The organism is Streptomyces sp. NPDC002889 (assembly GCF_042888425.1).
Classification (GTDB): domain Bacteria; phylum Actinomycetota; class Actinomycetes; order Streptomycetales; family Streptomycetaceae; genus Streptomyces.
Window position 1 is genome coordinate 86,857 of record NZ_JBIAPT010000021.1, and the last position, 25,943, is coordinate 112,799.

The 25,943-nt window shown below is 70.3% G+C and carries 30 protein-coding genes, 2 tRNA genes and 1 pseudogene; 20 read left to right on the forward strand and 13 right to left on the reverse strand.

Annotated elements, in window-relative coordinates; translation table 11 throughout:
- Nucleotides 1-34 precede the first annotated feature (34 nt).
- The gene (locus tag ACFYWI_RS28280) at nt 35-331 is read left to right on the forward strand and encodes a type II toxin-antitoxin system VapB family antitoxin (protein ID WP_003955420.1); all 297 of its coding nucleotides are present in this window, start codon (nt 35-37) and stop codon (nt 329-331) included.
- Between the two features lie 114 nt (nt 332-445).
- Nucleotides 446-1,084, forward strand: a complete 639-nt coding sequence (locus ACFYWI_RS28285; RefSeq protein WP_389237821.1) for a LytR C-terminal domain-containing protein — start codon at nt 446-448, stop codon at nt 1,082-1,084.
- Between the two features lie 158 nt (nt 1,085-1,242).
- Here the strand turns inward: ACFYWI_RS28285 and upp are convergent, their stop codons facing one another.
- Nucleotides 1,243-1,878 carry a uracil phosphoribosyltransferase gene (gene upp, locus ACFYWI_RS28290; RefSeq protein WP_389237823.1) on the reverse strand — a complete coding sequence of 212 codons (636 nt, stop codon included), beginning with the start codon at nt 1,876-1,878 and terminating at the stop codon, nt 1,243-1,245.
- An 88-nt stretch (nt 1,879-1,966) separates the two neighbouring features.
- On the opposite strand from upp, the gene ACFYWI_RS28295 reads away from it, so the two are divergent.
- The 9 genes from ACFYWI_RS28295 to ACFYWI_RS28335 all read left to right on the forward strand — a co-directional run bounded on the left by ACFYWI_RS28295 (nt 1,967) and on the right by ACFYWI_RS28335 (nt 7,374).
- Nucleotides 1,967-2,149 carry a hypothetical protein gene (locus ACFYWI_RS28295; RefSeq protein WP_389237825.1) on the forward strand — a complete coding sequence of 61 codons (183 nt, stop codon included), beginning with the start codon at nt 1,967-1,969 and terminating at the stop codon, nt 2,147-2,149.
- 136 nt (nt 2,150-2,285) lie between these two features.
- Nucleotides 2,286-2,825 (forward strand): hypothetical protein, encoded by a 540-nt coding sequence (locus ACFYWI_RS28300; RefSeq protein WP_389237827.1) that lies wholly within the window; start codon nt 2,286-2,288, stop codon nt 2,823-2,825.
- A gap of 182 nt (nt 2,826-3,007) precedes the next feature.
- A complete protein-coding gene (gene tadA, locus ACFYWI_RS28305; RefSeq protein WP_389237964.1) occupies nt 3,008-3,448 on the forward strand; it encodes a tRNA adenosine(34) deaminase TadA in 441 nt (146 codons plus the stop codon).
- Nucleotides 3,449-3,496: 48 nt separating this feature from the next.
- A tRNA-Ser gene (locus ACFYWI_RS28310) sits at nt 3,497-3,581 on the forward strand.
- A gap of 355 nt (nt 3,582-3,936) precedes the next feature.
- Complete coding sequence (locus ACFYWI_RS28315; RefSeq protein WP_389237972.1) at nt 3,937-4,149, forward strand: hypothetical protein; 213 nt, start codon at nt 3,937-3,939, stop codon at nt 4,147-4,149.
- Between the two features lie 76 nt (nt 4,150-4,225).
- A complete protein-coding gene (locus tag ACFYWI_RS28320; RefSeq protein WP_389237829.1) occupies nt 4,226-4,519 on the forward strand; it encodes a Dabb family protein in 294 nt (97 codons plus the stop codon).
- Nucleotides 4,520-4,722: 203 nt separating this feature from the next.
- Nucleotides 4,723-5,517 (forward strand): RNA polymerase sigma factor SigF, encoded by a 795-nt coding sequence (locus ACFYWI_RS28325; protein ID WP_389237831.1) that lies wholly within the window; start codon nt 4,723-4,725, stop codon nt 5,515-5,517.
- A gap of 234 nt (nt 5,518-5,751) precedes the next feature.
- Entirely contained in the window at nt 5,752-6,609 is an 858-nt protein-coding gene (locus tag ACFYWI_RS28330) for an RNA polymerase sigma factor SigF (RefSeq protein ID WP_389237833.1), read from the forward strand.
- A gap of 39 nt (nt 6,610-6,648) precedes the next feature.
- The gene (locus ACFYWI_RS28335) at nt 6,649-7,374 is read left to right on the forward strand and encodes a hypothetical protein (protein WP_389237835.1); all 726 of its coding nucleotides are present in this window, start codon (nt 6,649-6,651) and stop codon (nt 7,372-7,374) included.
- A gap of 37 nt (nt 7,375-7,411) precedes the next feature.
- Here the strand turns inward: ACFYWI_RS28335 and ACFYWI_RS28340 are convergent, their stop codons facing one another.
- The gene (locus ACFYWI_RS28340) at nt 7,412-7,630 is read right to left on the reverse strand and encodes a hypothetical protein (RefSeq protein WP_389237837.1); all 219 of its coding nucleotides are present in this window, start codon (nt 7,628-7,630) and stop codon (nt 7,412-7,414) included.
- 211 nt (nt 7,631-7,841) lie between these two features.
- Between ACFYWI_RS28340 and ACFYWI_RS28345 the strand changes: the two genes are divergently transcribed.
- The 3 genes from ACFYWI_RS28345 to ACFYWI_RS28355 all read left to right on the forward strand — a co-directional run bounded on the left by ACFYWI_RS28345 (nt 7,842) and on the right by ACFYWI_RS28355 (nt 11,453).
- Complete coding sequence (locus ACFYWI_RS28345) at nt 7,842-8,297, forward strand: MarR family winged helix-turn-helix transcriptional regulator (RefSeq protein WP_389237839.1); 456 nt, start codon at nt 7,842-7,844, stop codon at nt 8,295-8,297.
- Between the two features lie 17 nt (nt 8,298-8,314).
- Complete coding sequence (locus ACFYWI_RS28350; protein ID WP_389237841.1) at nt 8,315-10,789, forward strand: MFS transporter; 2,475 nt, start codon at nt 8,315-8,317, stop codon at nt 10,787-10,789.
- A gap of 199 nt (nt 10,790-10,988) precedes the next feature.
- Nucleotides 10,989-11,453, forward strand: a complete 465-nt coding sequence (locus tag ACFYWI_RS28355) for a PPOX class F420-dependent oxidoreductase (RefSeq protein WP_389237843.1) — start codon at nt 10,989-10,991, stop codon at nt 11,451-11,453.
- Between the two features lie 87 nt (nt 11,454-11,540).
- On the opposite strand, the gene ACFYWI_RS28360 is transcribed toward ACFYWI_RS28355, so the two are convergent.
- From ACFYWI_RS28360 to ACFYWI_RS28400, 9 genes are all read right to left on the reverse strand, one after another.
- Nucleotides 11,541-12,320 (reverse strand): TetR/AcrR family transcriptional regulator, encoded by a 780-nt coding sequence (locus ACFYWI_RS28360; RefSeq protein ID WP_389237845.1) that lies wholly within the window; start codon nt 12,318-12,320, stop codon nt 11,541-11,543.
- 84 nt (nt 12,321-12,404) lie between these two features.
- Nucleotides 12,405-13,910, reverse strand: a complete 1,506-nt coding sequence (locus ACFYWI_RS28365) for an MFS transporter (protein WP_389237847.1) — start codon at nt 13,908-13,910, stop codon at nt 12,405-12,407.
- A gap of 85 nt (nt 13,911-13,995) precedes the next feature.
- Entirely contained in the window at nt 13,996-16,119 is a 2,124-nt protein-coding gene (locus ACFYWI_RS28370; RefSeq protein WP_389237849.1) for an ArnT family glycosyltransferase, read from the reverse strand.
- Nucleotides 16,116-17,387, reverse strand: a complete 1,272-nt coding sequence (locus ACFYWI_RS28375; protein ID WP_389237851.1) for a glycosyltransferase — start codon at nt 17,385-17,387, stop codon at nt 16,116-16,118. Before ACFYWI_RS28375 ends, ACFYWI_RS28370 begins: the two co-directional genes overlap by 4 nt.
- A gap of 26 nt (nt 17,388-17,413) precedes the next feature.
- Nucleotides 17,414-19,207 (reverse strand): sensor histidine kinase, encoded by a 1,794-nt coding sequence (locus tag ACFYWI_RS28380; RefSeq protein ID WP_389237966.1) that lies wholly within the window; start codon nt 19,205-19,207, stop codon nt 17,414-17,416.
- A gap of 94 nt (nt 19,208-19,301) precedes the next feature.
- A complete protein-coding gene (locus tag ACFYWI_RS28385; protein ID WP_389237853.1) occupies nt 19,302-20,039 on the reverse strand; it encodes a response regulator transcription factor in 738 nt (245 codons plus the stop codon).
- A 70-nt stretch (nt 20,040-20,109) separates the two neighbouring features.
- Nucleotides 20,110-21,027, reverse strand: a complete 918-nt coding sequence (locus ACFYWI_RS28390; RefSeq protein WP_389237855.1) for an amidohydrolase family protein — start codon at nt 21,025-21,027, stop codon at nt 20,110-20,112.
- Nucleotides 21,014-21,349, reverse strand: coding sequence for an antibiotic biosynthesis monooxygenase family protein (locus ACFYWI_RS28395; RefSeq protein WP_389237858.1), 336 nt, complete (start codon nt 21,347-21,349; stop codon nt 21,014-21,016). Before ACFYWI_RS28395 ends, ACFYWI_RS28390 begins: the two co-directional genes overlap by 14 nt.
- A gap of 87 nt (nt 21,350-21,436) precedes the next feature.
- Complete coding sequence (locus ACFYWI_RS28400) at nt 21,437-21,625, reverse strand: hypothetical protein (RefSeq protein WP_389237860.1); 189 nt, start codon at nt 21,623-21,625, stop codon at nt 21,437-21,439.
- Between the two features lie 177 nt (nt 21,626-21,802).
- Here ACFYWI_RS28400 and ACFYWI_RS28405 point away from each other — a divergent pair.
- A pseudogene (locus ACFYWI_RS28405) lies at nt 21,803-22,575 on the forward strand (hypothetical protein).
- Nucleotides 22,576-22,667: 92 nt separating this feature from the next.
- Here ACFYWI_RS28405 and ACFYWI_RS28410 read toward each other — a convergent pair.
- A tRNA-Arg gene (locus ACFYWI_RS28410) sits at nt 22,668-22,740 on the reverse strand.
- 692 nt (nt 22,741-23,432) lie between these two features.
- Nucleotides 23,433-23,654 (reverse strand): hypothetical protein, encoded by a 222-nt coding sequence (locus ACFYWI_RS28415; protein ID WP_389237862.1) that lies wholly within the window; start codon nt 23,652-23,654, stop codon nt 23,433-23,435.
- A gap of 208 nt (nt 23,655-23,862) precedes the next feature.
- Here ACFYWI_RS28415 and ACFYWI_RS28420 point away from each other — a divergent pair, with 208 nt between their 5' ends.
- From ACFYWI_RS28420 to ACFYWI_RS28440, 5 genes are all read left to right on the forward strand, one after another.
- Nucleotides 23,863-24,306 carry a hypothetical protein gene (locus ACFYWI_RS28420; RefSeq protein WP_389237864.1) on the forward strand — a complete coding sequence of 148 codons (444 nt, stop codon included), beginning with the start codon at nt 23,863-23,865 and terminating at the stop codon, nt 24,304-24,306.
- Nucleotides 24,307-24,419: 113 nt separating this feature from the next.
- Entirely contained in the window at nt 24,420-25,163 is a 744-nt protein-coding gene (locus ACFYWI_RS28425; RefSeq protein ID WP_389237866.1) for a DUF6907 domain-containing protein, read from the forward strand.
- Entirely contained in the window at nt 25,160-25,354 is a 195-nt protein-coding gene (locus ACFYWI_RS28430) for a hypothetical protein (protein ID WP_389237868.1), read from the forward strand. Before ACFYWI_RS28425 ends, ACFYWI_RS28430 begins: the two co-directional genes overlap by 4 nt.
- Nucleotides 25,354-25,566, forward strand: a complete 213-nt coding sequence (locus ACFYWI_RS28435; RefSeq protein WP_389237870.1) for a hypothetical protein — start codon at nt 25,354-25,356, stop codon at nt 25,564-25,566. Before ACFYWI_RS28430 ends, ACFYWI_RS28435 begins: the two co-directional genes overlap by 1 nt.
- Nucleotides 25,563-25,922 carry a DUF6907 domain-containing protein gene (locus ACFYWI_RS28440; RefSeq protein ID WP_389237872.1) on the forward strand — a complete coding sequence of 120 codons (360 nt, stop codon included), beginning with the start codon at nt 25,563-25,565 and terminating at the stop codon, nt 25,920-25,922. The genes ACFYWI_RS28435 and ACFYWI_RS28440 overlap by 4 nt, the downstream gene beginning before the upstream one ends.
- The last annotated feature ends 21 nt before the right edge of the window (nt 25,923-25,943 follow it).

Genomic DNA, 25,943 nt, shown 5'->3' on the forward strand with positions numbered 1-25,943 from the left:
GCGCCTGGAGCCTCTTGACCGGTAGGCTTTCCGTGTGATCTTCAAGCGCATCGGCAACGGACGGCCGTACCCCGACCACGGCCGGGAAAGCACCCGGCAGTGGGCGGACGTCGCGCCGCGCCCGGTCCGCCTCGATCAGCTCGTGACCACCAAGGGCCAGCTGGACCTGGAAACGCTGCTCGCCGAGGACTCGACGTTCTACGGCGACCTCTTCGCGCATGTCGTGAAGTGGCAGGGTGACCTGTATCTGGAGGACGGGCTGCACCGGGCCGTGCGCGCCGCGCTCCAGCAGCGACAGGTGCTCCACGCCCGCGTCCTCGAGCTGGGCTGATCCCGGGCTCCGAGAGGCCGGCGACTGACCCTTTCGGGCTCTTTCGGCACCGTACGGACGCAATCCATTGATCGTTTAGTAGGCATAGCCACCAAGCCGCACTACGCTGCGCCCATGAGCATGCTCACTCCCCCCGGCATGGGCGGAAAGTACCGCATTACGGGCGACAAGTACCCTCGTATGCGACGCCCCCGCAACCGGCGCAGGATCATCCTGGCGGCCGTGGCCGCGGCAGTCGCACTCAGCCTGGCCGGCTGGGGAACCCTGCAGCTCATCGACGTGTTCACCGGCGGCGGCGCGAGCACGTCCGCGAGCGGCGGCGCGGACTGCAAACCTTCTCCGGCCCCCTCCCCGAGCCACTCCGCCGCGCCCCCGCCGCCGATGCCGGGCCAGATCACGGTGAACGTCTACAACGCGACGCCGCGCAGCGGACTCGCCAAGGCGGCCGCCGACGAACTGAGGAGACGCGGTTTCTCGATCGGCAAGGTCGGCAATGCCCCGGCGGCGTACGACAAGAAGGTCGCCGGCACCGCCCTGCTGCTCGGCGGAACCGAGGCCCACGAAGGCGCCTTCCGGGTGCTCGCCACCCAGCTGCGGGGCTCCCGGCTGAAGACCGACACCCGCGAGACGGCGGACGTCGACCTGGTCCTGGGGACGGCCTTCAAGTCCCTTGACCCGAAGAAGGACGCGGACATGGCCCTGACCGCACTGACCAATCCGGAACCGGCACCCGCGCCGTCCAAGAAATGCTGACGGGCCGGCTCTCCCGCCTGTGAGGTGGGAGAACCGACCCGTGAGTCGCACCGGACCCGGGGCCCGCAGCCCCGGTCCGGACAGGTCCGGGCACAGAGCTGCGCGCCTCAGGCACCCCGGCCGGCGTCCGCGTCCTGGCCGGCCGTGCCGTACATGGCCTAGTCGGCCGTGCCGTACATACGGTCACCCGCGTCGCCGAGGCCCGGCACGATGTAGCCGTGCTCGTTCAGACGCTCGTCGACCGCCGCTGTCACCACGGTCACCGGCGTGCCCGCCAGCTCGCGCTCCATCACCTCGACGCCCTCCGGCGCCGCGAGCAGGACGACCGCGGTCACATCGTCCGCACCACGCTTGATCAGTTCCCGGATGGCCGCGACCAGCGTGCCGCCGGTGGCCAGCATCGGGTCGAGTACGTACACCTGGCGGCCGGACAGGTCCTCCGGCATCCGGGTCGCGTACGTGGACGCCTCCAGGGTCTCCTCGTTGCGGATCATCCCGAGGAAGCCCACCTCGGCGGTCGGCAGCAGCCGCACCATGCCGTCGAGCATGCCCAGACCGGCCCGCAGGATCGGCACCACCAAGGGCCGCGGATGCGACAGCTTGACGCCGGTCGTCCCGGTCACCGGCGTCTTGATGTCGACCTGCTCGGTGCGCACATCCCGGGTGGCCTCGTAGGCGAGCAGGGTGACCAGCTCGTCGGCGAGCCGCCGGAAGGTCGGGGAGTCGGTGCGCGTGTCGCGCAGCGTGGTGAGTTTGTGCGCCACCAGCGGGTGGTCGACGACGTGGATCCGCATGCCGCCCACCCTAACCGCCACTCGCATCAAGCAAGGTCCTGGAGGGAAGGTGGAGGCATACGGAACCAGCCGTGGGGTGGTGTGGCCGATGCGCGAGCCCGAGCCCGAGCAGGGCGCAGAGACAGAAACCGATGCCGAGCGCCGCAGGCGACGCGCCCAGTTCCTGCGCGAACTGAACGAGGCCAAGGCATTGCGCGACAGGGTCCAGCCACGGCGTGCCAGGGCCGCCCGGATGCGCCAGCAGATGCGTATGCGGACCTTCCGCTGGTAGCCCTCCTCAAGAACTGATGGCCGACGCAACGACGGAAGACCTCTCGCATCGCGAATGTTTCTGCCACGATTCCGAGTGGGCGGGGCAGAGCAGCGCACCGCCGGTCGTCACACCTCTGATCAGTGGGAGAGTCACGGTGTACTTCGCCGCACTGCTCGCGCGCACTCAAGACGGGTGGGAAGCGAGCGACACAGAGCTCGACGATGTGGAGACCCTGTCGGATCTGACCGACCTGGCCCGCGAGGCCTCGGTGGACGAGGACACGGTGCTCGTCTTCATCGAGCAGGAGGATGCCTGGTTCGGCGTCATCCGGGTGGAGGGCGAGGAGGATCCTCGCATCTTCGTCTCCGACGCGGCCGCGGCCGCACGCTCCTCGTACGGGGAGATCCTCACCAATCAACTGCTCGGCGGGGACGATGACGACCCGGTCGACGATCTGGACACGTTGGACCTCGACGGTACGGAGGACGGAGAACCGGAACGCGACGACGTGGACGACGAGGACCCGGTGTCCGTGACGGCCGGCGAGGCCGTGCCGGCCGGGCCGGTCGGCGACCGCGAGATCCTCATGGACCTGGGGCTGTCGGAGAAGGAACTGCTGACGCTGGACACGGACGCGCTCATGGAGATCGCGGACGCGCTCGGCGCGGGCGAAGTACTGGAGACCGTCCGCTAGTGGCTGTTCCAGCTGTCCCGGCACCAGAACCGCACCACAACGAGAACGGCAACAAGGACCGGCCCCAGGATCTGGACCGGCACCACAGCCGGCAACGGCACCCGGCACCGGATCCCGTCGCCGATCCGGTGCCCCGGCCTGCTTCCGCTCCCGACCCCGTCGGTGTGCCGTGGGAGGGGCCGATGCGCCTCGCCCTGGACGAGGCTGAGCACGCGGCGCAGTCCGGGGACGTACCGGTCGGCGCCGTCGTACTGGCCGCGGACGGCTCGGTCCTGGCCACGGGGCACAACGAACGCGAAGCGACGGGTGACCCGACGGCGCACGCCGAGATACTGGCGATCCGCAGGGCTGCCGCCCGCCTCGGCGAGTGGCGGCTGACCGACTGCACGCTCGTGGTCACGCTGGAGCCGTGCACGATGTGCGCGGGCGCGATCGTGCAGTCCCGGGTGGCGCGGGTGATCTACGGCGCCCGGGACGAGAAGGCGGGCGCGGCCGGTTCTCTGTGGGACGTGGTACGGGACCGGCGGCTCAACCACCGGCCCGAAGTGGTGCTCGGAGTACTCGAGGACGAGTGCGCGAACCAGCTGCGTAGGTTCTTCCGGGACCGCGAGGACGACCGCTGACGGATACGGATTTCAGAGCACGGCCCACCTTGGGCTAAGCTCTCTCCCGGTAGCGTGTCCGAGCGGCCGAAGGAGCTCGCCTCGAAAGCGAGTGTGGCGCAAGTCACCGAGGGTTCAAATCCCTCCGCTACCGCTCTTGTCGAAGGGCCCCGGTGCAGCGCACCGGGGCCCTTCGCATGTCCGGGGAACCGCGCGCACAGAACGACACCCGAAGGCCGGGGCCTTGCGGTCGGGGAAGGCGCCTCGGACAAGGCCGGCGGCCCTGGCGGGAACAGGTACCCCAAATCCGTGCCGCCGCCAGGGGGATGCGCGCGGCCCGGCCCCGCGGCGAGGTCCGCCTCCCGGTCTGCCGGGGTCCTGCCGGCTGCTGCGGCTCTCCGCCCTTGTGTGCCCGTACCGACGCCGACGAGGGGGCGAAGGGCCCGCTCCCCGGGGCCCACGGTCCTGAAGTCCCGGCGGAATATCGCTCGGTTAGACTCACGCGACGCATGGCCAGGGGCACGACAGGGCTGGGGCAGCAGGAGAAGCAGAGGCTGATGGTGCAAACGAAGAAGATCGCTCTCTACATCGTCGCCGTCTTCGTGCTGTACACGATCATCACGTCCCCCGCCAAGGCCGCCGACATGGTCCAGGTAGGGTTCGAGGGCATATCCAGCGCCGCGCAGGGCGTCGGCCAGTTCATGACCGAGCTGGTCAACTAGGGCCTTTCCTTCGGGTCGGGCCGGAGCAGAGTCCCCAGATCCACTGGATCGACCAGGTCAACCAGGAGTGCCCCCTTTGATCCGCCATCTGGTCCTCTTCAAGCTCAATGACGGCGTCGAGCGCGACGAGCCGCGTGTGGCCGCCGGCGTGAAGGCCTTCCAGGAGCTGGAGACAGCCGTACCCGAGCTGGAGTTCTGGGAATGCGCCTGGAACATCACCGAGCGGCCGATCGCCTATGACTTCGCGATCAACTCCGCGGTGGCCGATCGGGATGCGCTGAAGCGGTACCTGGAGCACCCTGCGCACCAGGCGGCCGCCGGTCTGTGGCGTGAGTTCGCCACGTGGGTGATCGCCGACTACGAGTTCTGACCTTCGGCACCTCCGAGCCCCTCGCCTTTTCGGCGAGGGGCTTTTTGTGGGTTTACGTCCCGTTTTACCGTCAACACGGAGTTATCGGGTGCTTGCACACAGTGGACATGTCTTGTGATGCTATGACCGCTTTTGACGGATGAGTTGACAGAATGTGACCGCAAAGGGGTGGCGTGACCGTGCCGGCCAGTACTGCGCCTCAGGTGCCACCCCAGAACGAGACCAAGCCGCAGAGCCGGGGCGCGGACACCCGGGCGCTGACCCGGGTGCTGTTCGCCCGGCTCAAGGACCTGGAAGCGGGAACCGCGGAGCACGCCTGCGTACGCGGGGCGCTCATCGAGGCCAATCTGCCACTGGTGCGGTACGCCGCCGCCCGCTTCCGCAGCCGCAACGAGCCCATGGAGGACGTCGTCCAGGTCGGCACGATCGGCCTGATCAACGCGATCGACCGGTTCGACCCGGACCGGGGCGTGCAGTTCCCGACGTTCGCGATGCCGACGGTGGTCGGCGAGATCAAGCGGTACTTCCGGGACAACGTACGGACCGTGCATGTGCCGCGCCGGCTGCACGAGCTGTGGGTCCAGGTGAACGGCGCGACCGAGGATCTGACGACGGCTCACGGCCGGACCCCGTCGACCGCCGAGATCGCCGAGCGACTGAAGATCGGCGAGGACGAGGTGCTGGCCTGCATCGAGGCGGGGCGGTCGTATCACGCGACCTCGCTGGAGGCGGCCCAGGAGGGCGACGGGATGCCCGGGCTGCTGGACAGGCTCGGCTACGAGGACCCTGCACTGGCGGGGGTGGAGCACCGCGACCTGGTCCGCCACCTCCTGGTCCAACTGCCCGAGCGCGAGCAGCGGATCCTGATGCTGCGTTACTACAGCAACTTGACGCAGTCTCAGATCAGCCAGGAACTGGGCGTCTCCCAGATGCATGTGTCAAGGCTGCTGGCCCGAAGTTTCGCCAGACTGCGATCCGCAAACAGGATCGAAGCGTAGCTGGAACGGGTAGATCCTCCCGGGGACCTGCAGACGCCGCAAAAGACGTATACCTGCTGTTTCCCGCGTATTTTCGCGTGATTCTTGTCGACATGTCACTACAGCGTGTTGCCGACATGTGACATTCTGCCGGAACCGCGTTTGCCGCAGCCTCACCGCCGGTATTCAGGTGGAGGCTGCGTTCCTCCGATGGTCGCGGCCGCCGCGACCATCCGCGACCTCAAAGGGGGTGGCATGTCCGTAGATCAGGGCAGCTCGAAGGTGCTTACACGCGCACCCAGCGCTCCCGCACCTGTCGTGCCGGACAGCTCCGAAGCCATCGACACCCGCACTCTCTCCCGCTCCCTGTTCCTGCGACTGCGCGCGCTGGACTGCGAGGGCATGGCCGACGACAGTCCGGAACGCACCTATGTGCGCGACACCCTCATCCAGCTCAACCTCCCCCTCGTGCGGTACGCGGCGGCGCGGTTCCGCAGCCGGAACGAACCGATGGAGGACATCGTCCAGGTCGGCACGATCGGCCTGATCAAGGCGATCGACCGGTTCGACTGCGAACGGGGCGTGGAATTCCCGACGTTCGCGATGCCGACGGTCGTCGGCGAGATCAAGCGCTTCTTCCGCGACACGTCCTGGTCGGTGCGGGTGCCGCGTCGGCTGCAGGAGTTGCGCCTCGCGCTCACCAAGGCCAGCGACGAGCTGGCGCAGAAACTCGACCGCTCGCCGACCGTACCCGAACTGGCCGCGGTACTGGGGGTGTCGGAGGAGGACGTGGTCGACGGCCTCGCCGTCGGCAATGCGTACACGGCGTCGTCGCTCGACTCGCCGTCCCCCGAGGACGACGGCGGCGAAGGCTCCCTCGCCGACCGACTGGGCTACGAGGACTCGGCGTTGGAGGGCGTCGAGTACCGCGAGTCGCTCAAGCCCCTGCTGGCCAAACTCCCGCCCCGTGAGCGGCAGATCATCATGCTGCGCTTCTTCGCCAACATGACCCAGTCGCAGATCGGCGAAGAGGTGGGCATCTCGCAGATGCATGTCTCACGACTGCTGACGCGTACGCTCGCGCAGCTGCGTCAGGGTCTGATCTCGGACTGAGGGCTTCACTCCTGACGATCCGTCAGTCACACTGGCGCGATGCGACGACGGACCGGCATCGTGGCGGTGGCGCTCTGCCTCGGCGGGGCGCTGACCGCATGCTCGGGCGGCGGCGGCGACGGCCACGTGGCGGTCGGCGCCGCCGGATCGGGCCCGGCCCCCACGGCCGCCGTCCCGCCGAAGGGCGAGGTCGCCCTGGTCCCCCTGGACGAGCCGCGCGGGAGCGGGAGCACCGACGACCCAGGGGCCGTGCCCGACGCGCGCCCGGCGGGCACGGACACCTCCGTACCGCCCGCCGGAAACGGCGACGGTACGGGAGGAGGGAGCGCGGCCGGCTCGGACGGCGCCGCCGCCCCCGGCGGTACGAGTCCCCCGGCCAACGCACCCGCCCCGAGCGCCTCCGGCTCCACCACGCCGGCACCCGTACCCGCACCGACACCGGCCCCCACCCCCGCGGGCCCGGCCGTGCTCCAGCTCGCCGAGCCGGTCCGGGACGCCCTGGACAAGCGCTGGTGCGAGCAGGTGACGGTCGAGTTCCGCAATACCGGCGGCTCGTCCGTGACCTCGGGCACGGTGACCTTCGCGACGCACATCATCGGCGCACTCGGCATCGACTGGGCCACCGTCGAGTCGGACCAGCCACTTCCCGCACCGATCGCGCCCGACGCCGCACGCAGGAAGGCGTACACGGTGTGCGTGGACGCCTGGCGGGTTCCGCTGGGCATGCACATCGAAACCCGGGACGTCTCGGCACAGTGGAAGTGACCGGCCCTGCCGGGTTGCGACCCTCGAGCGGGCCGGATCAGCCCAGGGCGAGCCAGGCCACCGCGCCCAGGATCACGACCGCCGCGATCACGCCGACGATCAGGCCGACCCGCGAGGAGGACGGTGCGGCGGCGGCCGGCCGGCGGCCCTGCGGGGCGCCCTCGTCGACGAAGGCGCGGAACATCTGTGTGCTGCCCGCGGGGTCGTAGGAGCCCTCGGGGCCCTGACCTTGGGGAGCGTGGGGGTTGTGTGCCATGGGGCAGGACCCTAGCGAACCCGGAGCCCCTGCCCAACCCCGGGCGGGGGCCGGAAAGTGCCGGTCGGCGGCCATGACCGGCACATGACTCTTGCTGACCATGCATATGCAAAGCCTTTTGGGTTCCTTTACTCGTAACCGCCCGCTTTCATTTGCCTGTAGCAACCAACTGCTTCTATGGTTGCCCTAAGCAACAAAATGGGGGGTGGCGATGGCCGAGCGCAGCCAGTACGAGGAACTGGCCCGGCAGATCAGCGCCGTGGGCGCAGTGAAGCGCGGCCTCGCGCGCATGCTGCCCGCCGAGTGCCCCTCCGGATCCGCGGCCGTGCTGACTCTCGTCGACCGGTACGGAGAGATGCGGATGAGCCGCCTCGCCGAGCTGCTCGCCGTCGACATGTCGGTGACCAGCCGGCATGTGGCCCATGTCGTGGAGCGCGGCTGGATCGAGCGCTCGCCCGACCCGGACGACCGGCGCTCCCGCATCCTGCGGCTCACCCCCGCGGGCAAGGCCCTGCTCGACGACCTCGGTCGCCGGACCGCGGACTTGTTCGCCCAGTTCCTCGAGGACTGGTCCGACGACGACGTCGGACAGCTCAACGTGATGCTGGCCCGCCTCCGCGCATCCTTCGGAGACTGCCGGGCCCACGCCACCCGTACACCCGCATAGACACGCAAAGGAAGTTCATGGCTACGACCACACCACCCGGTGTGCGGGGCGGCCACGCCAAGCATGCGGGGCACGCCGTGGACGGCGACGCCCCGATGACGCACCGGCAGATCATGGAGGCGCTGTCCGGGCTGCTGCTCGGCATGTTCGTCGCGATCCTGTCCTCGACGATCGTCTCCAACGCCCTCCCGGAGATCATCAGCGATCTCGGCGGAGGGCAGAGCGCCTACACCTGGGTGGTGACCGCGGCGCTGCTGTCGATGACCGCGACCACGCCGCTCTGGGGCAAGCTCGCGGACCTGTTCAGCAAGAAACTGCTGGTCCAGGTAGCGCTGATCATCTATGTAGCGGGCTCGGTGGTGGCCGGCCTCTCGCAGAGCACCGGCATGCTGATCGCCTGCCGGGTGGTCCAGGGCATCGGCGTCGGCGGTCTCACCGCCCTCGCGCAGATCATCATGGCCGCGATGATCGCCCCGCGTGAGCGAGGCCGCTACAGCGGCTACCTCGGCGCGGTCTTCGCCGTGGCCACCGTCGGCGGCCCGCTGCTCGGCGGTGTCATCACCGACACCGACCGGCTCGGCTGGCGCTGGTGCTTCTACGTCGGCGTGCCGTTCGCGATCGTCGCCCTGATCGTGCTGCAGAAGACCCTGAAGCTTCCCGTGGTCAAGCGTCGGGTCAAGGTCGACTGGTCGGGCGCATTCTTCATCAGCGCGGCCGTCTCGCTGCTGCTGGTCTGGGTCACCTTCGCGGGCGACAAGTACGACTGGCTGTCCTGGCAGACGTACGCGATGGTCGGCGGCTCGGTCGTGCTCGGCGCGCTCTTCCTGCTGATCGAGTCGAAGGCGAGCGACCCGATCATCCCGCTGCGGCTGTTCCGCAACCGCACCATCACGCTGGCCTCGCTGGCCTCGCTGTTCGTCGGTGTCGCGATGTTCGCCGGCACGATCTTCTTCAGCCAGTACTTCCAGCTGGCTCGCGACAAGTCACCGACGATGTCCGGCGTCATGACCATCCCGATGATCGCCGGCCTGTTCGTCTCGTCGACCGTCTCGGGCCAGATCATCACCAGGACGGGCCGCTGGAAGGCCTGGCTGGTCAGCGGCGGCGTCCTGGTGACGGCGGGCCTCGGAATGCTGGGCACTCTCCGGTACGACACCGAGTACTGGCACATCGCCGTCTTCATGGCGGTCATGGGGCTCGGTCTCGGCATGATGATGCAGAACCTGGTCCTGTGCACGCAGAACCAGGTGACGCCCTCCGACCTCGGCGCGGCCAGCTCGGTGGTCACCTTCTTCCGTTCCCTCGGCGGCGCGATCGGCGTCTCGGCGCTCGGCGCGGTGATGGCCAACCGTGTCAGCCACTACGTCAAGGACGGTCTCGCCGAGCTCGGCCCGCAGGGCGCCGCCCTCGGCCACGGCGACACGGGCGGTGGTGGCATCCCCGACCCGGACGCGCTGCCGGGCCCGATCCGTACGGTGATGGAGACCGCGTACGGGCACGGCGTCGGCGACGTCTTCCTCTACTCGGCCCCCTTTGCGCTGCTCGCGTTCCTGGTGACCCTGTTCATCAAGGAGGTCGCGCTGAAGAGCAACGCGGCGGAAAGGACTCCGTACGCCTCCGGCGACACCGCGGCCGATGCCGCCGAAGCTCTCCAGATGTCCGTGCCCACGGAGGTTCCGCAGGCCGCACCGTCGGGCGGCAGCGAGGTACGGGGTGTGGTGCGCGGATCCGAGGGCGCCGCGGTGCCCCGGGCCGTGGTCACCCTGATCTCGATCGCAGGCCGCAGGCTCGGGCGCTCGGTCGCCCGGTCCGACGGCAGCTATGCGCTGAACGCCCCGGGACCCGGTTCGTACGTCCTGATCGCCTCGGCAGACGGCTTCCGGCCGCAGGCCGCCACGGTGGTCGTCGGCGACGAGCCGCTGGGGGCACATCCCCGGCCGAAGGCCCTGGAGGACCACGACATCCTGCTCGTCGGCACCGGGGCCCTGGCGGGAACCGTGCGGGCCGGCGAGGGCGGCATTCCGGTCGAGGGCGCTACGGTCGTCGTCACTGATGTGCGCGGCGAGGTCCTGGCCGCCGGACAGAGCGCGGAGGAGGGCGGTTTCGCCTTCACCGAGCTGGCACCGGGCGCAGTGACCGTCGCGGTGAACGCCGACGGCTACCGGCCGCTGGCGCTGCCTGTCGGGATCGGCGGCGAGGACGTGACCCGGATCGAGGCGGTCCTGCAGGCCGGCGCTATCGTCCGGGGCGCGGTACGCGGCGGGGCCGGCCGCAGGCCGCTGGCCGACGCCAGGGTGACCCTGGTCGACGCCGCGGGCCATGTGGTGGCCACCGCGACCACCGGGGAGGACGGGGCCTACGCCTTCGTCGACCTGGACGCGGGGGAGTACACGGTCATCGCGACCGGGTACCCACCTGTGGCCGGCGCGCTGACCGTCAGCGGTCGCGGGGTCGACGGCCACGACATCGAACTCGCCCATACAGGCGAGTGATCGACTCCTGGTCGCGCTTCGAGCGGATACGTGGCCGGGACCGGGGCGGCAGGCAGGTCACGGGAGCACCGAGCACCTGGCGCAGACGCCCGACCGCACCACGTGGTGCGGTCGGGCGTCTGCGCCATAGGGACGACACTCGAGGCAGAGCTGCACATCCAGCCCGTCCAGGACGGGAAGCTCCCGTAGGGTGCGGCCCATGGCACCCAACATCGCCACCAACACCTCGGTGGACCTTGAGCAGTTGCTGGAGTTCGTACGGCCCCGTCATCGCGCGATCCTGCTGACCCGCCGTGCCGACGGCGACCCGCAGGGGTCGCCTCTGACCTGCGGTGTCGACGACTCGGGGCGGATCGTCGTGTCGACGTATCCGGAACGTGCCAAGGCGCGCAACGCCAAGCGGGACGAGCGGGTCAGCTTGGTCGTGCTGTCGGACGAGTGGGACGGGCCATGGGTGCAGATCGACGGAACGGCGGAGGTGATCGACTCCCCCGATTCCGTTGAACCACTGGTGGAGTACTTCCGCAACGTCGCGGGGGAGCATCCGGACTGGGACGAGTACCGGGAGGCGATGATCAAGCAGGGGAAGTCGATCATCCGCATCACCCCGCGGCGATGGGGCCCGATCGCCACGGGCGGCTTTCCGGCCCGGCTCTCGGGGTGAACCATCAGGGACCTGAGGGAGCTTGAGCGACCCAACAGCCTGAGGGACCGTCCCGGCTTCGGGCTCGCCCGCTCTCCTCACGCCCCTTTACCCCTTCGGTTCCTTCGAGCGCTCCACCATCGCCTCGATACCCGCCACCAACAGATCGAGCGCGAAGCCGAAGTCCCGCTCCCGCATCTCCTCGACCGTGTCGCCGCCGCGGGCCTCCATCAGCTCCGAGGCGTGCTCGAAGTTCTTCCTGAACTCCGGCTGCTCGCTGATCGTCCCCATGGCCTGGCGGAAGTACGCGTCCTGGCTCAGCCCGGCCGCGGCGCACCGCTCGATGAAGTGGCCCTCGACGGTGCCGAAGCCGTACACGAACTGGAAGACGGCGGAAAGCCCGCCTATCTGACTGTGCGGCGGCAGACCGGTGTTGCGCATGACCTGCTGCACGGACTGCGAGAAGGCCATGGCGTGCGGGCCGATGTTCAAGAAGGTGCCGATCAGCGCCGAGACCCAGGGGTGGCGCACCAGCAACGTCCGGTAGCCGCCGGCCAGTTCGCGCAGCTGTTCCCGCCAGTCCGCGTCCGCGCTCGGTTCGGGCAGCGGGAATGTCCCGAAGACGGTGTCGAGCGCCAGTTCCAGCAGGTCGTCCTTGGTGTCGACGTACCAGTAGACGGACATCGCGGTGACATTCAGCTCGGCGGCCAGCCTGCGCATCGAGAACTTGGCCGCGCCCTCCGCATCCAGCAGCCGGACCGTCGCGTCGATGATCTTGTCGCGGTCGAGGCCCGCCGGGTGGCCCGACCTGCGCCCCCGGTCCGCCTTGCCCTCCAGCCACACGCTGGTCCGCGCGGGGCCCTTCGCGCGGTCGGCCGCACTCACCATCGCGCATCCTCCTCGGTTTTTCCCGGCCGGGCGGAAGCGCGGGGACAAGACCCGGTCCGCCCATGCTGATGCTATGCCGCCGCGCTACGCCGCCGCCTTCGGCGAGTCCGCCCTTTCGGCGCGCCGCAGCAGCAGGGCCGCCAACAGTCCGCCGGCGAGCACCGCCACCGCTCCGACCAGCTGACTCGTCTCCAGCCCGGAAGCGAAGGCGTCCGCGACCCGCTCCCGTTCACCCGCGCTGTCAGCGGCCGCCAGTGCCGCGGGCAGCGAGGCCGCCCCCACGACACCCGGTACGAGCGCGGCGAAGCGGGAGTTCAGCACCGCACCGAGAACGGCGACGCCGAGGCCGTTGCCGAACTCGGCGAGAGTGCCGTTGACGCCCGCACCCACGCCCGCCTCCTCCGGCGGGATCGCGCTCATGATCGCGTTGGCCATCGCCGGCATGGACAGGGCGACGCCCGCACCCATCACGACCAGGCCGAGGAGCATGCCGCCGTAGCCGTCACCGCCGAGTACGGCGATCGCGGCGAGACCGGCCGCCACCAGGGTCATACCGGTGGCGATGGTGCCGGGCGTGCCGATCCTCGGCAGCAGTCTCGCGCCGATGCCCGTGAGGTTGAGGGCCACGACGGTGAGCGCGAGCGGAACCGTACGCAGACCGGCGTCCAGCGGCCCGTACCCGAGCACGAACTGCAGGTGCTGGGTGAGCAGGAACAGCGAACCGCCCATGCCGAAGGCGACCAGGATCGCGCCCGCGACCGCGCCGATGAAGCGCTGGTCGCGGAAGAAGTGCATGTCCAGCATGGGGTACGGGATGCGCAGCTCCCAGAGCACGAAGACCCCGAGGACGAGGACGCCGGTGGTCGCGGAGGCCAGCACCTGGGTGGAGATCCAGCCGTGCCCGGGGCCGGAGATGATCGCGTAGACGACGGCGGTCATACCGATCGTGGACAGCAGCGCGCCCAGCAGGTCGGGGCCGTCGCACCGCGGGTTCCTGGACTCGGGGACAAGCGCGACGACCGCGGCCAGGCCGATCGCCACGACCGGGATGTTGATCAGGAAGATCGCGCCCCACCAGAAGTGGTCGAGCACGATCCCGCCGATCAACGGACCCGCCGCGAAGCCCAGGGAGTTGACGGTCGACCAGAGGCCGATCGCCTTGACGCGCTCGGTGTCGTCGAAGATCTGGACGACGACGGCGAGGGTCGTGGTCATCAGCAGCGCGCCGCCGACGCCCATGCCCGCGCGGGCGGCGATCAGCTGGGTCGCCGACTGGGCGAGGCCTGCCGCGAGCGAGCCGGTGCCGAACAGCGCGAGGCCGGCGACGAGCATCCGCTTGCGGCCGTAGCGGTCGGCGGCGTTGCCCGCGGTCAGCAGCAGACCCGACTGGACCAGCGAATAGGCGTTGATCATCCACTGGATGTCCGCGGAGGAGGCGTCGAGCTCCCGGGTGAGGGAGGGGATCGCGACCGACAGGACGGTGTTGTCGAGCAGCACGGTGAGCTGGGCGAGGCAGATGACGCCGAGGATCGGCCAGCGCTGCGGATGGCCCGTGGGGGCCGTTCGGTTCTCGGCGGTCGTCGCCGTCACACATGCTCCTTGTACGGTGTAAGGGATCGATTCCCGTACACCGTACAAGGATTTCCCATACGCTGTACAGCGATATCTGGGCCTGCTATGCGGGATCGGTCAGGTCGTAGAAGGTCGCACCCCCGAGCGTGACCTCGGTGAAGCTCCCCTCCACCCAGGAGGTGATCTCCGCGCCGCCGTTTCCGCCGGGCCCGCCGCCCATGCCGCCGCCGGCGATGAAGTAGTGGATCCTCCCGTCGGCCACGTACTGCTTGAACTGGGCGAGGGTCGGGGAGGGGTCGCTGCCGTTGAAGCCGCCGATCGCCATCACCGGTCGCTCGGCGGCGAGTTGGTAGCTCGCGGCGTTCTGGGAGCCGATGGCGGCTGCCACCCACGTGTAGTGCGCGGCGTTCTGCTTCAGGGCGGCCTCGGTCTCGGCGCCGACGTTCGCGCCGTTGAGGAGACCGCCCATCCCGCCGCCACCTGGGCCCTGGCCTGCCCGACCACCCTGACCGCCTTGACCGTTCTGGCCGTTCCGACCGTTCGGGCCGGGCTGCATCCCTTGCGGGCCACCGGGTTGCGCGCCCTGTGGCCCCTGGCCCTGCGCCAGCCCACCCTGACCGCCCTGACCCGGCGGCTGCATCCGCATCCCGCCGTCATCGCCGGGGCCGCCGCCACCGGGACGACCGCCGCCCCCCGGACCGCCGCGGCCGCCCGCCGCCGCGGGCCCCGCCGTCACGATCGAGCCCGCGTGACCCTCGCTCACCGTGGTCAGCGAGTACGCGACCGGCCCCGCCAACGAGACCGCGACCCCGAGCCCCGCCGCCACGAGCGCCGGAGCCCGGCCCGCCCGGCCCGCGAGAAGCAGCCCCGCGGTGGCCACGACACCGCCGATCAGCACCCCCTGGCGCAGCCACGGCAGATAGTCCGTGCTTCTGCCCAGCAGGATGTACGACCACCAGGCCGTCACCGCGACCGTGCCGGCGAGCACCACCGACCAGACGAACCTCCCCCGCTCCTCCCACAGCACCGTCGCGCCCATGCCGACGAGCGCCGCGATGTACGGGGCCAGTGCCACCGTGTAGTACTCATGGAAGATCCCGGCCATGAAGCTGAAGATCGCGGCGGTCATCAGCAGTGATGTGCCCCAGACCAGGAACGCCGCGCGCGCCGTGTCCGTGCGCGCCGCCCGCCCGGTGAGCACGAGCCCCGCCACGAGCAGCAGCAGCGACGCCGGCAACAGCCAGGAGATCTGGCCGCCGATGCTGTCGCCGAACATCCGGTCGATGCCGGTCTCGCCCCAGCCACCGCCGTCTCGGCCCCCGCCACCACCACCGCCGACGCTGCCGGTCTCGTTGCCGTTGATCCGGCCGAGACCGTTGTAGCCGAAGGTCAGCTCGAGAAAACTGTTGTTCTGCGAGCCGCCGATGTACGGGCGCGAGGCGGCCGGCCACAGTTCCACGATCGCCACCCACCAGCCGCCGGAGACGACCACGGCCAGCCCGGCCAGGGCGAGTTGACCGATCCTGCGCCGCAGAGCCGTCGGTGCACACACCGCGTACACCAGCGCCAGCGGCGGCAGGACGAGGAACGCCTGCAGGGTCTTGGTCAAGAACGCGAACCCGACCGCGACGCCCGCCCAGACCAGCCACAGGGTGCGCGCGTCTTCGAGGGCGCGCAGCACGCAGTACACGGTCACCGTCATCAGGAGGGCGAGCAGCGCATCCGGGTTGTTGAAGCGGAACATCAGCGCCGCGACCGGGGTAACCGCCAGCACCGCGCCGGCGATCAGCCCGGCCGCCGGTCCGAAACGCCGGCGCACGGCCGCGTACAGCACCGCCACCGTCGCGACGCCCATCAGCACCTCGGGCAGCAGGATCTGCCAGGAGCCGAGTCCGAAGAGCCGTACGGACAGGGCCATCGGCCACAGCGCGGCCGGGGGCTTGTCGACGGTGATGGAGTTCGCGGCGTCGGACGAGCCGAAGAAGAATGCCTTCCAGCTCTCGCTGCCGGCCTGGACGGCGGCGGAGTAGAAGGAGTTGGCGTAGCCGGACGCGCCGAGGTCGTGGACATACAGCAGGGCGGTCGCCAGCAGCAGCGCGAGGAAGGCGGGGCGCACCCAGGGGGCGTCGTCGGCCCTGCCGCGCCACAGGCGTGCGCGGGGCGCGGAGCGTGCGCGGCCGTCGCCCCCCACGGGTCCGGCGGTCGCAGGATGCGTCGTCGTGGTCATCGGGTGTACCTCATGTCGTCGTGGGCGTACCGGCGTTCGGGGAAGACCCACGCCCGGAAGAGCAGGAACCGCAGAACGGTCGCGGCCAGGTTCGCGGCGATCAGGACCGCCAGTTCGGTGCCGTGGGAGGGGCTGCCCGCGGCGGCGTCGAGGGCGGCCAGTGAGCCGCTGGTCAGGGCGAGTCCGATGCCGAACACGACCAGACCCTGTGCCTGGTGCCGTACTGCACGCTCCCGGCCCCGCACCCCGAAGGTGAGCCGCCGGTTCGCCGCCGTGTTGGCGATCGCGGAGAGCAGCAGGGCTGCGGCGTTGGCGAGCTGGGGTCCCGCTCCGGCACGGAAGAGCGAGTAGAGCACCAGATAGAGCAGCGTGGACAGCGCGCCCACGGCGCAGAAGCCGACGAGCTGACGCGCCAGACCGCCCGGTACCCCCGTCAGCCGGTGGTCCCTCGGATCGTCCCCGAAGGGCCGCGCCAGCCGGTCCAACGGCAGCGCGCCGACCGCGAGCGCCCGCCCCACCCGCCACACACCCTTGAGGTCCTCGGTCGCCGTGCTCACGATGTGCACGGTCGAGTCGGGGTCGTCGACCCAGTCGACCGGCACCTCGTGGATACGCAGCCCGGCCCGTTCGGCGAGCACCAGCAGCTCGGTGTCGAAGAACCACCCGGTGTCCTCGACCATCGGCAGCAGCCGCTCGGCGACGTCCCGCCGGATCGCCTTGAACCCGCACTGGGCGTCCGAGAAGCGGGCCGCCAGCGACGACTTGAGGATCAGGTTGTAGGCGCGCGAGATGAACTCCCGCTTCGGACCGCGCACCACGCGCGAGGAACGTGCGAGCCGGGAGCCGATCGCCAGGTCCGAGTGCCCGGAGATGAGCGGGGCGACGAGCGGCAGCAGCGCGTTCAGGTCCGTGGACAGGTCCACGTCCATGTAGGCGAGCACGGGGGCGTCGGAGTGCGACCACACGGTGTGCAGCGCCCGCCCCCGGCCCTTCAGCTCCAGTCGGCAGGCCCGGACTTCGGCGAGCGCGTGCTCGAGCCGGGCCGCGACCTCGGGCGTACGGTCGGTGCTCGCGTTGTCCGCGACGGTGATCCGGAAACCGTAGGGGAAGGTCCTCGTGAGGTGCTCGTGCAGCCGCAGCACACACCGCTCGAGGTCGTCCTCCTCGTTGTGGACGGGAATCACCACGTCGAGTACGGGTGGACCGGCGGGCTCCGCGAGCAGATGCTCACGGGCCGGCAGGGTCCCCGCCTGGGTGTCGGTTCGCATGCCGATGACACTCGACGGGCACGCTGTCACGGCTGTGTGCTCAGCCTGTGCCCTGTCTGTGAGTCGTACGCGCACACGTCCGCCGGCTCGAACGCGGCCCAGTCCCCCGACGTGTCCATGCAGACGGGCGCGGCCGGAATCCCGATCCCGAAGACGGTACGTCCCGGCACCGACCGGACGGTCACCTTTCCGCCGTGCGCGGCGACCACCGCCTGCACGATGGCAAGTCCGAGCCCGGTGCTCCCGGCATGCCGGGAGCGGGAAGCGTCACCACGGGCGAAGCGCTCGAAGACATGGGGCAGCAACGCGGGCGGGATGCCGGGGCCGTCGTCCTCGATCTCCAGCACGACGAGGGGGGCGGCCTGCGCGCGGCCGGGATCGGCACCCGGGCCGGTGGGCGCGATGTCGTTGCCGGCCCCGGCCGGAACAACAGTCCTGCCGGGCACCGCGATCCGACCCGGCAGGGCGGCCGCGCCCGGGGCGACGGCCCCGGGCGGCGCGTCGACGTCACGCGATGTGCCCGGAACGCCTGTCCGGACCCGCGCCGTGACCGTCGTCCCCGGTGGGGTGTGTGCGCGGGCGTTGCCGAGCAGGTTGACCAGCACCTGGTGGAGGCGGGCCGCGTCCCCCCGTACCGTCGCCGGTTCGGCGGGGAGCTCGAGCCGCCACCGGTGGTCCTGGCCCGCGGCCCGCGCGTCCGCGACCGCGTCCACGACCAGCGGGAAAAGATCAGTGGTCTCGTACGAGAGCGGCCGTCCCGCATCGAGTCGGGCCAGCAGCAGCAGATCCTCCACCAGCCCCGTCATCCGGATCGCCTCCGCCTCGATCCTCCCCAGCGCGTACAGGGTGTCCGGGCCGACCGTGTCCCTCCCCCAGGGCCTTCGGCCTGGGGGTACCCCCGCCTCGCTTCGCTCCCGTCCGCGCCGCGTCAGCTCCGCGTACCCCCGGATCGACGCCAGGGGTGTCCGCAGCTCATGGCTGGCGTCCGCGACGAACTGCCGTACCCGCGTCTCGCTCTCCTGCCGTGCCGCGAGGGCCGAACCGACATGCCCCAGCATGCGGTTCAGCGCCGCCCCGACCTGGCCGACCTCCGTGCGCGGATCCGCCTCCGCGTCCGGCACCCGCTCGTGCAGGGCCACCTCGCCGCTGTGCAGCGGCAGTTCGGAGACCCGCCGCGCCGTGCTCGCGACCCGTCGCAGTGGCCGCAGCGCGACCCCGACGAGCGAGGCCCCCGCGATCCCCGCGGCGATCAGACCCGCGCCCGTGACGCTCAGCTCGACCACGACCAGCGTGCCCAGCGCGTTCTGCACGTCGTCCGTCGGGATGCCGACGAGATAGGAGCCGCGCTCCCCGGTCGAGTACGTCACCCGGTAGTCACCGCGGCCCGGCAGCTCCACGGTGTGCTCGTCGTCGTCCCGCGGCACAACCGCCAGGGCGGCCTTCGCCGCGGGGCTGAGCCGGATCGCGGTGGGTCCGGTCACGTCCGGCTCCGCCTCGGTGCTCTCCACGGCATCGGTGATCGTGCCGTCGTCGGCGATCAGCGCACCGACCGTACCGACCGGCGCGCCGCCACCGGTGACGAAGTCCAGCGGCCGCTTGCCCGACAGGACGCCGGGCGGCCGCTCGTCGTCGAGGTCCGGCGGTGGCCCCGGCCGTCCCGCGGCCCGCGCCGCCACCGCACTCAGCTGCGTGTCCAACTGCCCGTACAGATAGGTACGGAAGGCGATCCAGGTGACCGTGCCGATGACGGCCGCCACGACGGCGATCAGTGCGACCGCGGAGACCACCAGCCGGGTCCGCAACGACCACCGCCGCCGCACCCTGCCGCTCGCCGCCTTCCCCTTCACCTCCCCGCCGTTTGCCGCCCTGCCGCTCGCCGCCCCGCCGTCGGCCGCCCTCCGGTGCACCGCCCGCTCACTCACCGGGCTTGATCAGATACCCCGCGCCGCGCCGGGTGTGGATCATCGGGGACCGGCCCGCGTCGATCTTCCTGCGCAGATACGAGATGTAGAGCTCGACGACATTGGCCTGGCCGCCGAAGTCGTAGCTCCACACCCGGTCGAGAATCTGCGCTTTGCTCAGCACGCGCCGCGGGTTGCGCATCAGATAGCGCAGCAGCTCGAACTCGGTCGCCGTCAGATGGATCGACCGCCCGTCCCGCGTCACCTCGTGGCTGTCCTCGTCCAGCGTCAGGTCCCCGACCGTCAGCAGCGACTCGCTGCGCAGGGTCGCGGTCCCGGACCGCCGGATCAGACCGCGCAGGCGGGCGACGACCTCCTCCAGCGAGAAGGGCTTCGTGACGTAGTCGTCGCCGCCCGCCGTCAGCCCCGCGATCCGGTCCTCGACCGCGTCCTTCGCCGTCAGGAAGAGCACGGGAACATCGGGCAGATCGCGCCGCAGCCGCCCGAGAACGGCGAGCCCGTCCATGTCGGGCAGCATCACATCGAGCACCACGGCGTCGGGACGGAACTCACGGGCGGTGCGCAGCGCGCCCGTACCGTCGCCGGCGCTGCGCACCTCCCACCCCTCGTAGCGCAGTGCCATCGACAGCAGCTCGCTCAGCGACGCCTCGTCGTCCACGACGAGCACGCGGACGGGGCTGCCGTCCGGCCTGAGCAGTTCGGTGCGCCCGTAGGGCGAGGCCGTGGTCATACTTGCCACGTTCCGGCCCCACGCTGAGAGCTTCCTTTCCCGAACCTGTGAATTCCCTGAGAAACCGCAGTCATCCGGCGGGAGTCAACAGCCGCGCGCCATTGTCGTGACAGACCGCCCTCAGCCAGTCGTCCCCGAGCCCGAGCCGTTCGAGCGCGTGCAGCTGGTGGACGTACGGGTACGGAATGTTAGGGAAGTCCGTCCCCAGCAGGATCCGGTCCCCGAGATCCGCGAGCCGCCCCTTCTCGCGCTCCGGGTGCGGGCTGAAGCCCTCGCTGAAGTCCGTGAACGCCATCGTCGTGTCCAGGCGGACCTCCGCATAGCGCTGGGCGAGGTCGAGGAAGTCGGTGTACTCGGGCATTCCCATGTGCGCCACCACAAGCCGCAGCCGGGGATGGCGCGCCAGCAGCCGGCCGACCGGCTCGGGCCCCGTGTACTTGCCGGGCGCGGGACCGGACCCGCAGTGCATCACCACGGGAATCCGAGCCTCGGCGAGCAGACCCCACGCCGCGTCCAGCAGCGGGTCACCCGGGTCGTAAGCACCGACCTGCAGATGCGACTTGAAGATCCGCGCCCCCGCGTCGACCGCCTCCTGTACGTAGCGCGCGACTCCCTCCTCCGGGAAGAGCGTCGCCGTATGGACACAGTCCGGCGTCCGCGCCGCGAATTCCGCCGCCCAGCCGTTGAGCCAGGCGGCCATCCCCGCCTTGTGCGGATAGAGCATGGACGTGAAGGACCGCACGCCGAACTCCCGCAGCAGCGCGACCCGTTCCTCCTCCTGGTGCCGGTACGTGATCGGCCACTGCATACCGGTCAGCGGCCCGACGGAGTCGAAGTAGGCCCACACCTTGCGCAGCACCCGCTCCGGCATGAAGTGCGTGTGGACGTCGACGAGCCCCGGCAGCCCGAGCCGCTCCCAGAACGCCCGTACCTCCGCCGCCTCGGCCCGGCCCTCCGTAGCCGTCGCCGTCGCCTCAGTCCCGCACAAAGCCGTAGCTCCGCTCGACCTCGGCCACATGCACGCTGCAGCTCTCGTACCACTGCGCCCGCCCGCGCCGCTGTGCCGCCTGATGGTCCAGGTTCTGCCGCCGGGCCGCGGTCGCCTCCGCGTCCCGGAAGTACCCGCCGGTGATCGCGAGCCCGCCGGGCGTCCCGGCCGACTCGTACCCGAGGAACCCGGGCACCTCCTCGACCAGCTCCCGCATCCGTACGGCGGTCTCGGCGTACCCTTCGGCGCCGTCCCGGCGCACGGAGGTGAAAACGGCGGCACAGCAGGGCGGTTCGATCCCCGCCACAGGTTTGATGCTCATGCCATCCACCTTCCGGCGCAGGTCACGAATCTGTCCAGGGTGATTGCGGTACGGGATCCACAAGGGATCCAAGTCTTTGCCGTGCGCTCAGAACAGCCCGTCCTGGACGCCACCGGCACGGGCGTCCGCGGTCGGCACGCTCACCCCGGCACCGGAGTCGGCCCGAACCAGACCCCACCCGGTCATCAGCCGTGTATCGAGTACCACGACCGCGTCGTGGGCCGTCCGCAGATGCAGGTCGGGCCCCGCCGCGGCGAGCAGCCGTCCCGCCCCCACTGGCGAGACACGGTGCACCTGCCGGTGCGGCAGTCGTGCGCATGAGTGCGATGCGGGCGACCGAGACGTCTCATGAAGCCCCCATGGCGGGCAGCGACTCGCCCGAGGTCGGCGGAGGGGCTTCGCGGGCCAGGACCCGGCCACCCTCGGCGACATGCTGCGGGTGGCCGGGTCCGCATGAGCGGCAAGCGCGGCGACGGCGAGGGCTCCATCTACCCGTAGACCCGCGGCGAGGTCCACGACAAGTGGCTCCAGCTCCACGCCGAAGCGAGGAAAGGCCCGGTGCCCACCCGGCGTCGGACGCTCGCCGTCTTCCTGGCGTACTGGCTCGACTCGATCGTGAAGCCCAACCTCGCCCCGCTGTCGTACGTCTCGTACAAGGGGTGCGTGCGGCTCTGTATCGCCCCGTACCTCGGCACACAGCGACGGGGACAAACTCACGGTCCGGGACGTGCGCGAGTGGCTGACCAAGCTCGCGACCATCTGCCGGTGCTGTGCCCAGGAGAAGGATGACAAGAGGGTGCCCGGCCGCCGGAAGTGCTGCGCGGTCGGGAGGTGCTGCGAGTCGTACCCGTCACGCCGGGTCATCCAGGCCTCCCGAGATGCTCTGCGGGCCGCTCTCACCATGAGGTCGCCGGCGAGGAGATCAGCAAGAACGTCGCCTCCCTGGTGAAGGTGCCCAAGCCCGCCGCCGCCGGATCAAGCCGTGGTCCGTTGCCGGGGCCGGCCGGTTCCTGGCCGCTGCCCGCCCGCGGAAAGCCCGCTGCGGAACACCCGGCACACCTGCAGCTCGCTCCTGGTCGCACTCAAGGTCCACCCGAAGGTGGCACAGCGCATCCTCCGGCACTCGCAGATCGCCATGACGATGGAGGGCGGCCTCCGCAGAGGCGAGCGAAGAAGTGGGCGACGCGATCGGCAAGGTGTCCGACGCGATGGGCGGCACCGGCTGACACGGTTGCTGTACTTCACTGCTGTATGCCCCAACGTGTATGCCCCAACGCGAGAGGCCCCCGGATGATTTCCGGGGGCCTCTGGCCTGCTGTGCACTCGGCAGGATTCGAACCTGCAACCTTCTGATCCGTAGTCAGATGCTCTATCCGTTAAGCTACGAGTGCTTGGCGTTGCGGGCTTTTCTGCCCGGTCGGCGTTGCGGGAACAACATTACATGACCTGCGGCGTGAGGCGAAATCCATTACCCAAACCCCACCTGACCTGCGAAAACGGCCTAATGCCCCACTCGCAGAAGCGTCGGGAACGACTGAAGCCCCGGTCCGTGGACCGGGGCTTCAGTGATCGACGCGCGGAGGCGGAGGGATTTGAACCCTCGATGGGCTTTAAGACCCAAACCGCATTAGCAGTGTGTTGCCCGTCGTCGGAAGGCGACGCGCCGCGACCCCGCAAGACGCTCCGCCGCAGGCCACAGCCGCACTGCTATCGGACGTGGTTGACCCCCGACGGACCACGTACGGGCCACTTGGTGCCATCGACGTGCCATCGGCGAGGCGCCATTGAGGCCGGCGCGCCCGCCCTACGCGAGGTCCGTCCGCGCCCCCTGGCCGGGGCGCACGAAGCGGTTGATCGTGGCCGGCTTCCATACGGGCGAGCGCCCGAAGATCTGATCCGGCTCAGGCAGCTCGCCGCGTACGCCCGGATCGTTTTGGTAGTGACGCCCCAGTGGTCGGCCACGTCGGCGATGGTCCAGTAGTCGGCGTTCACGTCTGCCATGTCACATCTCTCCATCCGACTGCCCGAGGCCCGGGGAGCCCGGAACTTTGGCCGTGCGATGCCCACAAGGTGTACGGCTCAGTCAGTCGCCGGCGGCGCCCTCGACCTCATCCGAGTCGGCGGCCTTCACGATCCTCCGCACCTGTTGGCGGGTGTATCCGGTCACCTCGCAGATGTCCTTCTGCGGTAGGTCGTCGGCGTCCGCCTGCTGAATCGCTGCGGCCAGCTCCTTGCGGAGGATGTCCGCTCGCTGCTCGGCGTCCCTGAACCGGCGCGCGATGTGCTCCAGTGATCGCTTGTCCATGGCACTCAGTGTTCCATTCACCATCATGGAACATCACGTTACCCATAAGAGCGGTGATTGCCTAGGCCCAAGACGTTGACAAGGGAACACGATGTTCCCTAGAGTGGAGGTGTCGGCAGGGGAACCAGCCGGCATCAGCTGGCCCCGGGCGGTGCTACCAACACCGACTGCGGGCCTCACGGAACACCTGAGCAACCAGGAGCCCGCTGTGATCAAGTCCCTCATCCGCCAGGCTGGCCGCCTCGTCTCCGCCGCCTTCGACGTCGCCAGCAACGTCCTCGCGTCGGACGCCCCCGCCGAGGCCATCGCCGCCGAGCAGGCCGGCCTGTACGAGGCCGACGAGATGCCCGCCATCGAGGACATCGAGGCCGCAGCCGGGCAGTACAGCAAGGCTGCCGAGCAGGCTCGCGCCGGAGACCGCGGCAAGCGCGCCGCGAAGAAGGTGCTGGACCGTCTGCCCGCCGGCCGGTACGGCGCGTGGCTCGTGTCCCGGGTGACGTCGAACCGTCAGACCGCCGACCTGGACGAGATCCGCGCCACGTACAAGCGGCTCGGTCTGGGCCCGGTGCCGATGAAGTCGGCCGCCCCGTCCCTCAAGGTCGAGCGCGCCGCCGTCGAGGCCGAGAGCGCGGCCGAGCTCGTCGCCGCCTAGCCATCAAGCCCCATCCCTGACCTGTCCCGTACAGACACGGGACGGCCCCGGGCGGTGCTACCAACACCGGCCCGGGGCCTAGGTCAGACCCTTCAGCAACAAGGAGTCAGACCATGAGCAAGACCGTACCGTCCTACGTCAAGCCTTCCGGCGGCGTGATGGTCCCCTACCCGTCCGCCGGCATGCTGCCCGGCATCCCGAAGCAGACCGCCCCCGTCACCCCGCCCCGGATCTCCACCCCCGACACCGCCCCGACCGGTCGCCTGCCGCACACGGCCGACCTGGCAGCCATCGGGGAGAGCATCGCCGACCGCATCAGGGCCGAGGTGCTCAGCCTCGCCGACAAGATCAGCCGAGCCGAGCTCGCCGACCTCATGACCTCCGTCATGGTCGAGGCGGGACTCAGCACCCCGGACACCACCGCCCAACAGCGCGGCGTCGAATGGAGGGCCCGCTACGGCTGCCCTGCCTGGTGCGTCATGGACCACGCGGGCGACGACGGCGAACCGGGCTGGCACCAGGGCCCGACGGCCGAAGCTATCGCCCCCATCCCGTTCACCGACTCCCTGCCCGGCGAAGGCCCGGCTCCCGTCCTCGCCGCCCGTGTCACGCAGACGAGCGAGGACGCGCAGATCTTCGGCATCACCACGCGACTGTGGGTGGACGTCGACACTGAGGTACTCGAACTCGACGTCGCCGAGACCGACGTACTCATCGCCCGCCTGGAGCGGTTCCTCCCCCAGCTCCGCATCCTGCGTGCCCAGCTCGCCGCGGCGTCCGTCGCCGACTTCCCCTCGGACGAGAAGGCCAAGGCCGAGTGGCTGGCCACCCCGGCACAGCCGCGAGACGACCGGTGAGCACCGCCCTTGTGCGCCGGCCGACCGAGGAGGCCGCCGTTCACGCGGCCTCCCGGTCCCGCCGGGCGCTTCCCCCGATTCAGGTCATCCTCGCCGACCTGCTCACGGCCAACCGGCTGGGTGACAGGCACGGCGTCAACCTGTGCGCGCACCTGGCTGCGCGCCGTGCTCTCGGAGAGGTGGGCGAGTGATGAGCACGTCCTACGACCCGTTGCACGACCCGGAGAGGGACGGTCAGCTCATCGTCCCGCCGCTGCCCATGGCCATCGACCGGGCCCGCAGGGTCCTCGACGAGAAGGCCCGGGCGAACATCCACGACCGGGACGAGATGATCCGCGCCGCAGTCGGCCTCGACCACGTCCTGCGTGACCTGCTGGCCGCCCTCGACAAGGAGGGCCAGTGACCGCCCCGCGCACCGTGACGGTGCCCACCCTCGACCATGGCGACATCGCCATCCCCGAGCCCGCCTGGTGCACCGGTCATGTCGGCCTGCGGCCCGAGGCCCGCGTCGACATCAGCCACCGCGGGCCCGAGCACGACATTGGTCTCCCGGCCGAGCCGCTGTTCGTCGCGATGCTCTCCCAGTACCCCCACAGCAATCGCCCGGAGACCGGCCTGTACGTCGAGACCTACGACCTCTCCCGCACACGTTCGCCGGCCGAGGTCGACCAGCTCGCCGCGAGCCTCGTCGAAGCTGCGGCCCAACTGCGGGCCCTCGCCCGGCGCCTGGCCGCCATCCGCGCCGGGGGTGCCCTGTGAGCGCCATCGACGACCGGGCGC

Bases quoted from the DNA above. Each gene is read 5' to 3' on its own strand.
- ACFYWI_RS28285 (WP_389237821.1), top strand. From the start codon at position 446: ATGAGCATGCTCACTCCCCCCGGCATGGGCGGAAAGTACCGCATTACG.
- upp (WP_389237823.1), bottom strand. From the start codon at position 1,878: ATGCGGATCCACGTCGTCGACCACCCGCTGGTGGCGCACAAACTCACC.
- ACFYWI_RS28295 (WP_389237825.1), top strand. From the start codon at position 1,967: ATGCGCGAGCCCGAGCCCGAGCAGGGCGCAGAGACAGAAACCGATGCC.
- tadA (WP_389237964.1), top strand. From the start codon at position 3,008: ATGCGCCTCGCCCTGGACGAGGCTGAGCACGCGGCGCAGTCCGGGGAC.
- ACFYWI_RS28315 (WP_389237972.1), top strand. From the start codon at position 3,937: ATGGCCAGGGGCACGACAGGGCTGGGGCAGCAGGAGAAGCAGAGGCTG.
- ACFYWI_RS28330 (WP_389237833.1), top strand. From the start codon at position 5,752: ATGTCCGTAGATCAGGGCAGCTCGAAGGTGCTTACACGCGCACCCAGC.
- ACFYWI_RS28335 (WP_389237835.1), top strand. From the start codon at position 6,649: ATGCGACGACGGACCGGCATCGTGGCGGTGGCGCTCTGCCTCGGCGGG.
- ACFYWI_RS28340 (WP_389237837.1), bottom strand. From the start codon at position 7,630: ATGGCACACAACCCCCACGCTCCCCAAGGTCAGGGCCCCGAGGGCTCC.
- ACFYWI_RS28345 (WP_389237839.1), top strand. From the start codon at position 7,842: ATGGCCGAGCGCAGCCAGTACGAGGAACTGGCCCGGCAGATCAGCGCC.
- ACFYWI_RS28350 (WP_389237841.1), top strand. From the start codon at position 8,315: ATGGCTACGACCACACCACCCGGTGTGCGGGGCGGCCACGCCAAGCAT.
- ACFYWI_RS28355 (WP_389237843.1), top strand. From the start codon at position 10,989: ATGGCACCCAACATCGCCACCAACACCTCGGTGGACCTTGAGCAGTTG.
- ACFYWI_RS28360 (WP_389237845.1), bottom strand. From the start codon at position 12,320: ATGGTGAGTGCGGCCGACCGCGCGAAGGGCCCCGCGCGGACCAGCGTG.
- ACFYWI_RS28370 (WP_389237849.1), bottom strand. From the start codon at position 16,119: ATGACCACGACGACGCATCCTGCGACCGCCGGACCCGTGGGGGGCGAC.
- ACFYWI_RS28375 (WP_389237851.1), bottom strand. From the start codon at position 17,387: ATGCGAACCGACACCCAGGCGGGGACCCTGCCGGCCCGTGAGCATCTG.
- ACFYWI_RS28385 (WP_389237853.1), bottom strand. From the start codon at position 20,039: ATGACCACGGCCTCGCCCTACGGGCGCACCGAACTGCTCAGGCCGGAC.
- ACFYWI_RS28395 (WP_389237858.1), bottom strand. From the start codon at position 21,349: ATGAGCATCAAACCTGTGGCGGGGATCGAACCGCCCTGCTGTGCCGCC.
- ACFYWI_RS28415 (WP_389237862.1), bottom strand. From the start codon at position 23,654: ATGGACAAGCGATCACTGGAGCACATCGCGCGCCGGTTCAGGGACGCC.
- ACFYWI_RS28425 (WP_389237866.1), top strand. From the start codon at position 24,420: ATGAGCAAGACCGTACCGTCCTACGTCAAGCCTTCCGGCGGCGTGATG.
- ACFYWI_RS28435 (WP_389237870.1), top strand. From the start codon at position 25,354: ATGAGCACGTCCTACGACCCGTTGCACGACCCGGAGAGGGACGGTCAG.